General features: G+C 67.0%; 11 protein-coding genes. All 11 read left to right on the forward strand.

Going from position 1 to position 13024, the window contains the following annotated elements:
- Window positions 1–127: 127 nt before the first annotated feature.
- The 11 genes from serA (at window position 128) to AC1VNX_RS08210 (ending at window position 13006) form a co-directional block, all read left to right on the forward strand.
- Entirely contained in the window at window positions 128–1360 is a 1233-nt protein-coding gene (serA, locus tag AC1VNX_RS08160) for a phosphoglycerate dehydrogenase (protein WP_483156246.1), read from the forward strand.
- Window positions 1361–1507: 147 nt separating this feature from the next.
- The gene (locus AC1VNX_RS08165) at window positions 1508–5386 is read left to right on the forward strand and encodes a DUF3683 domain-containing protein (protein WP_483156247.1); all 3879 of its coding nucleotides are present in this window, start codon (window positions 1508–1510) and stop codon (window positions 5384–5386) included.
- Entirely contained in the window at window positions 5383–5826 is a 444-nt protein-coding gene (locus AC1VNX_RS08170; protein WP_483156248.1) for an HIT family protein, read from the forward strand. The genes AC1VNX_RS08165 and AC1VNX_RS08170 overlap by 4 nt, the downstream gene beginning before the upstream one ends.
- Window positions 5826–6239, forward strand: a complete 414-nt coding sequence (locus tag AC1VNX_RS08175; RefSeq protein WP_483156249.1) for a gamma-butyrobetaine hydroxylase family protein — start codon at window positions 5826–5828, stop codon at window positions 6237–6239. Before AC1VNX_RS08170 ends, AC1VNX_RS08175 begins: the two co-directional genes overlap by 1 nt.
- Window positions 6240–6390: 151 nt before the next feature.
- Window positions 6391–7122, forward strand: coding sequence for a bifunctional demethylmenaquinone methyltransferase/2-methoxy-6-polyprenyl-1,4-benzoquinol methylase UbiE (ubiE, locus tag AC1VNX_RS08180; protein ID WP_301505985.1), 732 nt, complete (start codon window positions 6391–6393; stop codon window positions 7120–7122).
- A 34-nt stretch (window positions 7123–7156) separates the two neighbouring features.
- Window positions 7157–8170 (forward strand): Tim44 domain-containing protein, encoded by a 1014-nt coding sequence (locus AC1VNX_RS08185; RefSeq protein WP_483156250.1) that lies wholly within the window; start codon window positions 7157–7159, stop codon window positions 8168–8170.
- Between the two features lie 160 nt (window positions 8171–8330).
- The gene (locus AC1VNX_RS08190) at window positions 8331–8894 is read left to right on the forward strand and encodes a ubiquinone biosynthesis accessory factor UbiJ (protein WP_483156251.1); all 564 of its coding nucleotides are present in this window, start codon (window positions 8331–8333) and stop codon (window positions 8892–8894) included.
- Window positions 8891–10456 (forward strand): ubiquinone biosynthesis regulatory protein kinase UbiB, encoded by a 1566-nt coding sequence (gene ubiB, locus AC1VNX_RS08195; RefSeq protein WP_483156252.1) that lies wholly within the window; start codon window positions 8891–8893, stop codon window positions 10454–10456. Before AC1VNX_RS08190 ends, ubiB begins: the two co-directional genes overlap by 4 nt.
- 13 nt (window positions 10457–10469) lie before the next feature.
- Window positions 10470–11921 (forward strand): high affinity choline transporter 1, encoded by a 1452-nt coding sequence (locus AC1VNX_RS08200; protein WP_483156253.1) that lies wholly within the window; start codon window positions 10470–10472, stop codon window positions 11919–11921.
- A 103-nt stretch (window positions 11922–12024) separates the two neighbouring features.
- Complete coding sequence (locus AC1VNX_RS08205) at window positions 12025–12357, forward strand: FmdB family zinc ribbon protein (RefSeq protein ID WP_483156254.1); 333 nt, start codon at window positions 12025–12027, stop codon at window positions 12355–12357.
- 16 nt (window positions 12358–12373) lie between these two features.
- Window positions 12374–13006 (forward strand): DUF502 domain-containing protein, encoded by a 633-nt coding sequence (locus AC1VNX_RS08210; RefSeq protein WP_483156255.1) that lies wholly within the window; start codon window positions 12374–12376, stop codon window positions 13004–13006.
- The last annotated feature ends 18 nt before the right edge of the window (window positions 13007–13024 follow it).

Consider the following 13024-nt stretch of genomic DNA (forward strand, 5'->3'; position numbering starts at 1 on the left):
TTTGGCCCTGTTCGCAGCAGGCCCGGCGCGGGGCGCGGCCCCTCATGCTGCGCCGCACCATGCTAGCATCGCCCTCCCTTTTTTTGGCCTAGCCTGTCGCCATGGCCGGGGCTTCCAAGAGACCTCCATGAGCAGCAAAACCTCCCTCGACAAAAGCAGGATCAAGTTCCTCTTGCTCGAAGGCATCCACCCCTCGGCCGTGGAGGTGCTGCGCGCCGCCGGCTACACCAACATCGAGTCGCTGCCGGGCGCTCTGCCCGATGCCGAACTGAAGGAAAAGATCGCCGACGTGCACTTCCTGGGCATCCGCTCGCGCACCCAGCTCACGGCCGACGTGTTCGCCGCGGCGCACAAGCTGGTGGCGGCGGGCTGCTTCTGCATCGGCACCAACCAGGTCGACCTGGAAGCTGCCCGCGAGCATGGCGTGGCGGTGTTCAACGCACCGTACTCCAACACCCGCTCGGTGGCCGAGCTGGTGCTGGCCGAAGCCATCCTGCTGCTGCGCGGCGTGCCCGAGAAGAGCGCGGTGGCGCACCGCGGCGGCTGGCTCAAGTCGGCCGAGAACGCGTTCGAAATCCGCGGCAAGACGCTGGGCATCGTGGGCTACGGCTCGATCGGCGCGCAGCTGTCGGTGCTGGCCGAGGCGCTGGGCATGCACGTGGCTTTCTTCGACGTGGTCACCAAGCTGCCGCTGGGCAATGCGCGCCAGGTGCGCGAGCTGCACCAGCTGCTGGCCCAGAGCGACATCGTGACGCTGCACGTGCCCGAGACGCAGGCCACCCAGTGGATGATCGGCGCGGCCGAGATCGCGGCGATGAAGCCCGGCTCCATTCTCATCAACGCCTCGCGCGGCACGGTGGTCGAGATCGATCCGCTGGCCGAGGCCCTGAAGGCCCGCAAGCTGCTGGGCGCCGCCATCGACGTGTTCCCCGTGGAGCCGCGCAGCAACAAGGACGAGTTCCTGTCGCCTCTGCGCGGCCTCGACAACGTGATCCTCACGCCCCACATCGGGGGCTCGACCATGGAGGCGCAGGCCAACATCGGGCTGGAAGTGGCGGAAAAGCTGGTCAAGTACAGCGACAACGGCACCTCGACCTCGTCGGTCAACTTCCCCGAAGTGGCGCTGCCGGCGCACCCGGGCAAGCACCGGCTGCTGCACGTGCACCGCAACGTGCCGGGCGTGCTGTCGGAGATCAACAAGATCTTCTCGGACAACCACATCAACATCTCCTCGCAGTTCCTGCAGACCAACGAGAAGATCGGCTACGTGGTGATGGACATCGACGCGGCCTCTTCCGACCTGGCGCTGGAGAAGCTGGCGAAGGTGGGCGGGACGATCCGCAGCCGCGTGCTGTTCTGATCCGGCCTCCCGGGGGGAGGGGATTCCCCCGGAAGCAGTGCTTGCCGCAAGGCCGCAACCACGGTCACGAGGCAAGACCCCAGGCACTGCAATAAAATCCCCAGCCCGGCTATGGGCGCGCAGCGCCCGGCCGAGGCGCCCCACCCGATGAATGCTCCGACCGCGTTGAACACGCTGTTGGCACAGGCCGCAGAGCCTGTCCGACTGCGCGAGATCCCGTACAACTACACCAGCTTCTCCGATCGCGAGATCGTGATTCGCCTGCTGGGCGAACGCGGCTGGGAACTGCTGCAGACCCTGCGCGCCGAGCGCCGCACCGGCCGATCGGCGCGCATGCTCTACGAGGTGCTCGGCGACATCTGGGTGGTCCAGCGCAACCCGTACCTCGTCGACGACCTGCTCGACAACCCGCGCCGCCGCGGCCAGCTGGTCGATGCCCTCAGGCACCGCCTGGCCGAGGTGCAGAAGCGCCGCACCCCCGACAGCGACCTGCCGCGCGACCAGCTCGTGGGCGAGCTCACCGGCCTCGTCGGCGATGCGGTGGCTGCCTTCGACACCAAGTTCCGCGACGTCGCCGCCCTGCGCCGCAAGGCCACGCGCGTGCTGGGCCGGCTCACCGCCAAGGACAACATCAAGTTCGACGGCCTTTCGCGCGTCGCCCACGTCACCGACGCCACCGACTGGCGCGTGGAGTACCCCTTCGTCGTGCTGTGCCCCGACACCGAGGCCGAGATGGCGCTGCTGGTGAAGGGCTGCATCGAACTGGGCCTGACCATCATTCCGCGCGGAGGCGGCACCGGCTACACCGGCGGAGCCATTCCGCTGACCTGGAACAGCGTCGTCATCAACACCGAGAAGCTCGAGGCGATGACCGAGGTCGAGCACGTCGCGCTGCCCGGCCTGGCCGACCCGGTGCCCACCATCTGGACCGAGGCCGGCGTGGTCACCCAGCGCGTGGCCGACGCGGCCGAGCGCGCGGGCTTCGTCTTCGCGGTCGACCCGACCTCCGCCGAGGCCTCGTGCGTGGGCGGCAACGTCGCCATGAACGCCGGCGGCAAGAAGGCCGTGCTGTGGGGCACGGCGCTCGACAACCTGGCTTCGTGGCGCATGGTCACGCCCCAGGCCGAGTGGCTCGAAGTCACGCGCATCGGCCACAACCTCGGCAAGATCCACGACGCCGAGAGCGCCGTGTTCGAGCTGCAGTACTACGCGGCTGATGGCAAGACCAAGGTGCGCAGCGAGCGCCTGGAGATCCCGGGCCGCACCTTCCGCAAGGAAGGCCTGGGCAAGGACGTGACCGACAAGTTCCTCTCGGGCCTGCCGGGCATCCAGAAGGAAGGCTGCGACGGCCTCATCACCAGCTGCCGCTGGGTGGTGCACCGCATGCCGGCGCACACCCGCACCGTCTGCCTCGAATTCTTCGGCAACGCGAAGGACGCGGTGCCCAGCATCGTCGAGATCAAGGACTTCATGTTCGCCGAGCAGAAGCGCTCGGGCGTGCTGCTGGCCGGCCTGGAGCACCTGGACGACCGCTACCTCAAGGCGGTGGGTTACGCCACCAAGTCGAAGAAGCACGGCGGCCTGCCGAAGATGGTGCTGTTCGGCGACATCGCGGGCGACGACGCCGACGCGGTGGCGCGCGTCACCTCCGAGGTGGTGCGCATCGCCAACTCGCGCAGCGGCGAAGGCTTCATCGCCATCAGCCCCGAGGCGCGCAAGAAGTTCTGGCTGGACCGCAAGCGCACGGCCGCCATCAGCCGCCACACCAACGCCTTCAAGATCAACGAAGACGTGGTGATCCCGCTGCCGCGCATGGCCGAGTACAGCGACGGCATCGAGCGCATCAACATCGAGCTGTCGCTGCAGAACAAGCTCGCGCTCACCGACGAGCTCGAAGCCTTCCTCACGCGCGGTAACCTGCCGCTGGGCAAGACCGACGACGCGCACGAGATTCCCGCTGCCGAGCTGCTGGAAGACCGCGTTGCGCAGGCCGTGGCGCTGGTGCAGGAAACGCGCGCGCTGTGGGCCGGCTGGCTGCAGAACGTCGACACGCTGTTCCCGCAGCTGCAGGACCACTCCCTGCGCGCGAGCTGGAAGACCCAGCTGCGCCAGCCGCTGCAGGCCATCTTCACGGGCGCCGAGTTCGCGCCGATCCTGGCGGAGTGCACTGCCATCCACAAGCGCGTGCTCAAGGGCCGCGTGTGGGTCGCGCTGCACATGCACGCGGGCGATGGCAACGTGCACACCAACATTCCCGTCAACAGCGACAACTACGACATGCTGCAGACCGCGCATGCTGCGGTGGTGCGCATCATGGCGCTGGCGCGCAGCCTCGACGGCGTGATCTCCGGCGAGCACGGCATCGGCATCACCAAGCTCGAATTCCTGAGCGACGAGGAACTGCGCCCCTTCACCGAATACAAGGCCAAGGTCGACCCCGAGGGCCGCTTCAACAAGGGCAAGCTGCTGCGCGCGCCCGCCGGCAAGCCCGAGACGCTGCATGCCGACCTGACCAACGCCTACACGCCGAGCTTCGGCCTCATGGGGCACGAGTCGCTGATCATGCAGCAGAGCGACATCGGCGACATCGCCAACAGCGTGAAGGACTGCCTGCGCTGCGGCAAGTGCAAGCCGGTGTGCGCCACGCACGTGCCGCGCGCGAACCTGCTGTACAGCCCGCGCAACAAGATCCTCGCGACCTCGCTGCTGGTGGAGGCCTTCCTCTACGAGGAGCAGACCCGGCGCGGCGTGAGCATCAAGCACTGGGAGGAGTTCGAGGACGTGGCCGACCACTGCACCGTGTGCCACAAGTGCCTCACGCCCTGCCCGGTGAAGATCGACTTCGGCGACGTGTCGATGAACATGCGCAACCTGCTGCGCAAGATGGGCCAGAAGAGCTTCCGTCCCGGCAACGCGGCCGCGATGTTCTTCCTGAACGCGACCAATCCGCAGACCATCAAGGCGGTGCGCGCGGGCATGGTGGGCATCGGCTTCAAGGCGCAGCGCATGGCCAACGACCTGCTGCGCGGCCTTGCGAAGAAGCAGACCTCCGCGCCGCCGGCCTCGCTGGGGCCGGCTCCGGTGAAGGAGCAGGTGATCCACTTCATCAACAAGAAGATGCCGGGCAACCTGCCGAAGAAGACGGCGCGCGCGCTGCTCGACATCGAGGACGCGGACTACGTGCCGATCATCCGCAACCCGAAGGCGACCACCTCCGAGACCGAGGCGGTCTTCTACTTCCCGGGCTGCGGCTCGGAGCGGCTGTTCTCGCAGGTGGGGCTGGCCACGCAGGCGATGCTCTGGCATGCGGGCGTGCAGACCGTTCTGCCGCCGGGCTACCTGTGCTGCGGCTACCCGCAGCGCGGCAGCGGCCAGTTCGACAAGGCCGAGAAGATGATCACCGACAACCGCGTGCTCTTCCACCGCGTGGCCAACACGCTCAACTACCTCGACATCAAGACGGTTGTGGTGAGCTGCGGCACCTGCTACGACCAGCTGCAGGGCTACCAGTTCGACAAGATCTTCCCGGGCTGCCGGATCATCGACATCCACGAGTACCTGCTCGAAAAGGGCATCACGCTCGCCGGTGCGGCAGGCGGCGGCTACCTGTACCACGACCCCTGCCACTCGCCGATGAAGCAGCAGGACCCGATGAAGACCGTGAAGGCGCTGGTCGGCGACAACGTGCTCAAGAACGACCGCTGCTGCGGCGAGTCGGGCACGCTGGGCGTGTCGCGGCCCGACATCTCGACGCAGATCCGCTTCCGCAAGGAAGAGGAGCTGAAGAAGGGCGAAGCCGCGCTGCGCGATGCCGGCAAGGTCGGCGAGAAGGACAACGTGAAGATCCTCACCAGCTGCCCGAGCTGCCTGCAGGGCCTTTCGCGCTACGGCAACGACCTCAACAACGGCCTGCTCGAAGCCGACTACATCGTGGTCGAAATGGCCAACAAGATCCTCGGCGAAGACTGGATGCCGAACTACGTGGAAGCCGCCAACCAGGGCGGCATCGAACGGGTGCTGGTGTGACGAAGAGCGTGCAAGGCTGCGTGCTGTGCGAGGGCCCTGGCGGGCGCCTCGTGTTCGAGGGCGCGAAGCTGCGCGTGATCCATGTCGAGGAGGCCGGCTTCCCGGCCTTCTATCGCGTGGTGTGGCGCGAGCACGTGGCCGAGTTCTCCGATCTCGACGCGGCAGACCGCGCGCTGTGCATGGAGGCCGTGACGGTGGTCGAGCAGTGCCTGCGCGAGCACCTGAAGCCGGCGAAGATCAATCTCGCCGCGCTCGGCAACATGGTGGCGCACCTGCACTGGCATGTGATCGCGCGCTTCTCGAACGACAGCCATTTCCCGGGTTCGGTGTGGGCGCCGGTGCAGCGCGAGCGCAATGCCGCGCTCGAAGCGGACATCTCCGCGCGCCTGCCCGCGATCGAGGCTGCGATGATCAAACGCTTGGGCAACAGGAGCTTCTGATGGCAGGCTTGAAACCGGGCGCACCGACGCCGCAATCGATCACCGTGCACGGCCAGTCGCGCGTGCTCGAAGTGGGCTTCTCGGATGGCGCGACCTTCCGCATTCCCTTCGAGCTGATGCGCATCTATTCGCCATCGGCCGAGGTGCAGGGCCACGGACCGGGTCAGGAAGTGCTGCAGACGGGCAAGCGCGAGGTCGAACTCGTCGAGCTCGAACCCGTGGGCAACTACGCGGTGCAGCCGACCTTCAGCGATGGGCACAACACGGGCATCTACTCGTGGGACCTGCTCTACGAACTGGGCGAGAAGCAGGCCGACCTGTGGGCCGCCTACGAGCGCCGGCTGGCCGAGGCCGGTGTCGATCGCGACGCACCGATGATCGAGAAGGGCGGCCACGCCTGCGGCAGTCACTGAGCCTTGCGCGGAATCGCCCGAAAATCCGCGCGGTGCTATTGAAAAGATAGCCCTATGCCCAGAAAGGGCGGGGCTGAAAAAGCAACAAATGTCCGCCGTGCGCGCGGGGTCGTCGGCTTGATGTGAAGGCTTCCGGCCTAACATCGGTCGCATGAGTACCACACACTTCGGCTTCGAGACAGTCGACGAAAGCGAGAAGGCCCGCCGCGTTCGCGGTGTCTTCGATTCGGTCGCATCGCGCTACGACATCATGAACGACCTGATGTCGGCCGGCCTGCACCGCGCCTGGAAGGCGTACACCGTCATGGTCGCGAACGTGGGCGAAGGCTCGCGCGTTCTCGACATCGCAGGCGGCACCGGCGACCTCGCACTGGCCTTCGCCAAGAAGGTCGGCGCCAGCGGCCAGGTGGTCCACACCGACATCAACGAGGCCATGCTGCGCACCGGCCGCGACCGCCTGATCGACGCCGGCGTGTCGCTGCCCACCATGGTCTGCGACGCGGAGAAACTGCCTTTCCCCGACAACCACTTCGACGTGGTCACGGTGGCCTTCGGCCTGCGCAACATGACGCACAAGGACGCCGCGCTCAAGGAGATGAACCGCGTGCTCAAGCCGCGCGGCAAGCTGCTGGTGCTCGAGTTCTCCAAGGTCGCGAAGCCGCTCGCAAAGGCCTACGACTGGTACTCCTTCAACGTGCTGCCCCGCCTGGGCAAGCTCGTGGCCGGCGACGACGCGAGCTATCGCTACCTCGCCGAATCGATCCGGATGCATCCCTCGCAAGAGGAACTCAAGACCCTCATGAAAGAGGGCGGTTTCGGACATGTGGACTATCACAACATGACTGGGGGAATCGCTGCCCTCCATGTTGGAATCAAGTGTTGATGAAGCGATCTTTCGCTCGAGAGGAGACGACGATATGAAGAGTTTGAGTTCTTTGTTCCTGGCAGCCGCACTGGTCCTGGTCAGCGTCCAGGCAGAGGCTGCACGCATGGGCGGCGGCAAGTCGGTGGGGCGCCAGTCGTCCAACGTGACGCAGCGCGAGGCTGCATCGCCATCGCCATCGGCACCTGCGCAGAACGCGACCAACGCGGCCGCGGCCAAGCCCGCAACGCCAGCGCCTGCCGCAGCCGCAGCACCAAAGCGTCCGTGGGGGGCGATGCTCGGCGGCCTCGCCGCCGGCCTGGGCCTCGCATGGCTCGCAAGTTCGCTCGGCCTCGGCGCCGGCTTCGCCAACATCCTGCTGATCGGTCTGCTGGTGCTGGCCGGCGTGGTGGTGTGGCGCATGATCAAGTCGCGCTCGCAGCCTGCAGGCAACCGCCAGGGCGGCTTCGCCTTCCAGGGCGCGGGTGCAAGCCCGAGCAACGCGAGTTCTCCCGCGCAGTACAGCCCGGCCAACGTTGGCAACGACGCATCGGCGCGCCCCTGGGAGCGCAGCAACGCGGCCTTCGATTCCACGCCGCACGGCAGCAGCCTTTCGGCAGCTGGTGCAGCGGCCGGCGGCAGCATGATCGGCTCGGCGCTCGGCGGTTCGCAGTCGTGGGGCATTCCCTCCGGCTTCGACGTCGATGGTTTCCTCGGTGCGGCAAAGCGCAACTTCGTGACGCTGCAGGACGCATGGGACCGCGCCGACGTGTCGACGCTGCGTTCGATGATGACCGACGGCATGGTCGATGAAATCCGCGCACAGCTGGCCGACCGCGCCAGCCACACCGGCGGTGCCTCGAACAAGACCGAAGTCGTGATGCTCGATGCCAAGCTGCTCGGCATCGAGGAACTGCCCGATGCCTACATGGCCAGCGTGGAGTTCTCCGGCATGATCCGCGAAGACGCCTCGGCCGGCCCGGGCCCGTTCCGCGAAGTCTGGAACATGACCAAGCCCGTCAGCGGCAACAGCGGCTGGCTGGTGGCCGGCGTGCAAGCACTGCAGTAAGCAAAGGCTCGTCCCCAGGCTTCGCGCACTTCGTGTCGCTTCTCCTGTCCCCTGCCTGGGGCAACACCAGCAGCCCGGCAAAGCCGGTTCTGCGGTGTTTCTGGAAAAGGGCTTGAGGTTCATGAGTCGCGGGGCGCTACAGTGACGGGATAATGGGGACATGGCCACACCATCGTCCCCATTTTCTTTTCTAGGCGACCTCTTCAACACCATTGGCGAGCGCCTGCAGCCCCCGGACTGGGCGGTCCACGAGATCCAGAACCGCGCGGTCCTGTTCCTCAACCACGTGCTCCAGCAGGAGCCCGAGGCCCAGCAGCGGCTGCTGCGCCAGCAGGGGCGGGTGGTGCGCTTCCAGTGGCGCTTCGTGACCATGGAGCTGGTGGCCACGCCGGCCGGCCTGCTCGACCTGGCCCCGGCCGGCTCGGTGCCCGAGCTGACGCTCACCGTCACCGACGGCTCCCCCTTCGACATCGCCCGCGCAGCGCTGCGTGGCGACAAGCCCGCCGTGCAGATCATCGGCGACGTGCAACTGGCGGCCGAGGTCAACTGGCTGGTCGACCATGTGCGCTGGGACATCGAGGACGATCTCGCCCGCGTGATCGGCGACGTGCCCGCGCACACGCTGGGCAATGCCGTGCGGCGCGTGGTCGCTGCGCTGCGCCAGTTCGTCGGCGGCGGCAAGGCCGGCGGCTCGGCTGCCGGTCCGGCGGGCAACGCCGAATGAGGCGCTTCTACCGCGGCCTTTTCATCGTCTGGGTCGCGCTGCGCTACGGCCTCGACGAGCTGGTGCTCTCGAGCTTCCAGAAGCCCTGGGTGCGCGGTGTCACGCGCGTTCTCTCCTTCGGGCGCAATCTCGACGCGCCGCGCGGCCAGCGGCTGCGCGAGGCGCTCGAGCGCCTCGGTCCCATCTTCGTGAAGTTCGGCCAGGTGCTGTCGACCCGGCGCGACCTGCTGCCGCCCGACATCGCCGACGAGCTGGCCTTCCTGCAGGACCGGGTGCCGCCCTTTCCCTCGTCCGTGGCCATCGCCACCATCGAGCGCGCGTTCCGCCGGCCGGTGAGCGACGTGTTCGTGCAGTTCGACGAGACGCCCATCGCCAGCGCGTCGATCGCGCAGGTGCACTTCGCGACCATCCGCACCAACGAGGGCGAAGAGCGCGAGGTGGCGGTGAAGGTGCTGCGCCCCAGCATGCGCGGCGTGATCGAGAAAGACCTGGCGCTGATGGCCATGATGGCCGGCTGGCTCGAGAACCTCTCGGCCGACGGCAAGCGCCTGAAGCCGCGCGAGGTGGTGGCCGAGTTCGACAAGTACCTGCACGACGAGCTCGACCTGGTGCGCGAGGCCGCCAACGCGGCCCAGTTGCGCCGCAACATGGCCGAGCTCGACCTGGTGCTGATTCCCGAGATGTTCTGGGACTTCTGCCACCCCGAGGTCATCGTGATGGAGCGCATGAAGGGCGTGCCCATCGCGCAGATGGAACGCCTGCGCGCCGCCGGCGTCGACATTCCCAAGCTGGCGCGCGACGGCGTGACCATCTTCTTCACGCAGGTGTTCCGCGACGGCTTCTTCCATGCCGACATGCACCCCGGCAACATCCAGGTGAGCCTGGAGCCCGAGACCTTCGGGCGCTACATCTCGCTGGACTTCGGGATCATCGGCACGCTGACCGAGTCGGACAAGGAATACCTCGCGCAGAACTTCGTGGCCTTCTTCCGGCGCGACTACAAGCGCGTGGCTGAACTGCACCTGGAAAGCGGCTGGGTGCCGGTGGGCACCCGCATCGACGAGCTGGAGGCGGCCATCCGTACGGTGTGCGAGCCGTACTTCGACCGGCCGCTGAAGGAGATCTCGCTGGGCATGGTGCTGATGCGGCTGTTCCAGACCTCGCGGCGCTTCCACGTCGAGATCCAGCCGCAGCTGGTGCTGCTGCAGAAGACGCTGCTCAACATCGAGGGCCTGGGGCGCAACATCGACCCCGAACTCGACCTCTGGGCCACGGCCAAGCCTTTCCTCGAGAAGTGGATGGTCGACCAGATCGGCCCCAAGAAGCTGCTGCAGCAGCTCAAGGCCGAGGCGCCGCGGTACGCCAAATTGCTACCTCAACTACCTCGATTACTGCACGATTTCCTGGAGAATCGCCCGGCCGACAACCGCCGCGAGCTGCTCGAACTGCTGGCCGAACAGAAGCGAACCAACCGGTTGCTGCAGACCGTCGTCTACGGTGGCATAGGTTTTGTATTGGGGTTGCTCGCCATGCAATTGCTGGTGCGCGTGCGTCTGTTCTAGAGGAGTCTCCACCGTGTTGTTGACGCTGGTCATCGTCTATCTGCTGGTCACCATCGCGATCGGCCTCTATGCCGCCAAGCGGGTGAAGAACACCACCGACTTCGCCATCGCCGGGCGGCACCTGCCGCTCTACATGATCGTCACGACCACCTTCGCGACCTGGTTCGGCTCCGAAACGGTGCTCGGCATCCCGGCCAAGTTCATCGAGGGCGGGCTCAACGGCGTGGTGGAAGACCCGTTCGGCGCCGGCACCTGCCTGATCCTGGTGGGCCTGTTCTTCGCGGGCAAGCTCTACCGCATGACGCTCCTGACCATCAGCGACTATTACCGCGAGCGCTACGGCCGCGGCGTCGAGGTGGCCTGCTCGCTCATCATCATGCTGAGCTACCTGGGCTGGGTCTCGGCGCAGGTCACGGCGCTGGGGCTGGTGTTCAACCTCCTGTCGGGCGGCGTGGTCAGCATTCCAGTGGGCATGGTGATCGGGGTGGTCTCGATCCTGGCCTACACGCTCTTCGGCGGCATGTGGTCGGTGGCCATCACCGACTTCATCCAGATGATCATCCTGGTGGTCGGCCTGGCCGTGATCGCGATGTTCGCGGGCAACATGGCCGGCGGCGCCGACAAGGTGGTGGCCTTCGCGGTCAGCAAGGATCTCTTCAAGTTCTGGCCCGAGCCGAGCTGGCACGACATGGTGTTCTTCTTCGCTGCCGCCATCACCATGATGCTGGGCTCCATTCCGCAGCAGGACGTGTTCCAGCGCGTGATGTCGGCCAACAGCGTCAAGGCGGCCCGCCGCGGCCCGGTGATCGGCGGCCTGGCGTACATCCTGTTCGCCTTCGTGCCGATGTTCCTGGTGGCCAGCGCGCTGCTCATCATGCCGGAGCAGACCGGCACGCTGCTGAAGGAAGATCCGCAGAAGGTGCTGCCCACGCTGGTGCTCGAGAAGATGCCCTTCGTGATGCAGGTGCTGTTCTTCGGTGCGCTGCTGTCGGCCATCAAGTCGACCGCCTCGGCCACGCTGCTGGCGCCCAGCGTCACCTTCACCGAGAACATCTGGCGCCAGTTCCGCCCGGCCGGCACCGACCGCCAGAACCTCATGACGATGCGCATCACGGTGCTGCTGTTCAGCGCCGCCGTGCTGGCCTACGCGATCCGCATGCAGGGCACTTCGATCTACGAACAGGTGTCCAGCGCCTACCAGGTGCCGCTGGTGGGCGCCTTCGTGCCGCTGGTGTGCGGCCTGTACTGGCGCCGGGCCACCACGCAGGGTGCCGTCGCCTCGATCGTCCTGGGCATCGGCGTGTGGCTGCTGTTCCTGCAGGTGCCGTCCTGGGGAGCCGTGTTCCCCGCCCAGCTGGCGGGCGTGCTGTGCTCGTTCGCGGGCATGGTGGCCGGCTCGCTGCTGCCGCAATGGTTGGCGAACACTCACACGCCGCACCGCCCGCTGGCCACGGAGCCGGCCTGAAGCCGGGGGGCGCCGGCCGGGCCGGGCGTCCTTTCACGGGGGCGCCCCTATAATCGAGGGCTTTGCGAGCGGCCGCTGCGCCGCTTTTTTGACCTCATTTCCCATGCCCATCTACGCCTACAAGTGCAGCGCCTGCGGCTTCGCCAAGGACGCTTTGCAGAAGATGTCCGACGCACCCCTCACGGTGTGTCCGGCGTGCGGCGCGAGTGCGTTCGAAAAACAGGTCACGGCCGCCGGCTTCCAGCTCAAGGGCTCGGGCTGGTACGTGACCGATTTCCGCGACGGCGGCGGCAAGAAGTCCGAGCCGGCCACGGCGCCCGCCTCCAGCGAGTCTTCTGCCTCCTCCGCCCCTTCTCCCACCACGACCGCTGCGCCGAGCCCTGCTCCGGCGCCTGCCGCACCGGCTCCCGCGCCGACCGCGGCGAGCGGCGACTGAAACACTCCTGACCGCCATGCTCGCCCTGCGCAAATGGTTGCTGTCCGGCCTGCTGGTCATCGTGCCGCTGGTCATCACGCTCGGCGTGTTGAACTGGATCATCGGCACGCTCGACCAGACGCTGTGGCTGCTGCCCGAGCAGTGGCAGGTCTGGCTGAGCGACCACAAGGTGCGCGGCCTGGGCGTGCTGCTCACGCTGGCCATCCTGCTGGCGGTGGGTGCCACGGCCAGCAACTTCGTCGGCAAGCGCCTGCTCGGCTGGGGCGACGCCGTGGTGCGGCGCATCCCGGTGGTGCGTTCGATCTACTCCAGCGTCAAGCAGGTGTCGGACACGCTGTTCTCCGAGAACGGCAATGCCTTCCGCACCGCGGTGCTGGTGCAATGGCCGCGCGAAGGCGTGTGGACCATCGCCTTCGTGACCGGCGCGCCCGGCAACGAGGTCGCCGCGCATCTCGGCGAGGGCGAGTTCCTCAGCGTCTACGTGCCGACCACGCCCAATCCCACGGGCGGCTACTTCGTGATGCTCAAGCGCAGCGACTGCATCGAACTGAAGATGAGCGTGGACGAAGCGCTCAAGTACATCGTCTCGATGGGGGTGGTCGTTCCAGGCGGCCCCACCACGGTGGCGGTGAAGTCTTCCAACTCATAAAAGAACGAACGCGCCCCC

Source organism: Variovorax sp. TLI9-5A (assembly GCF_056867935.1).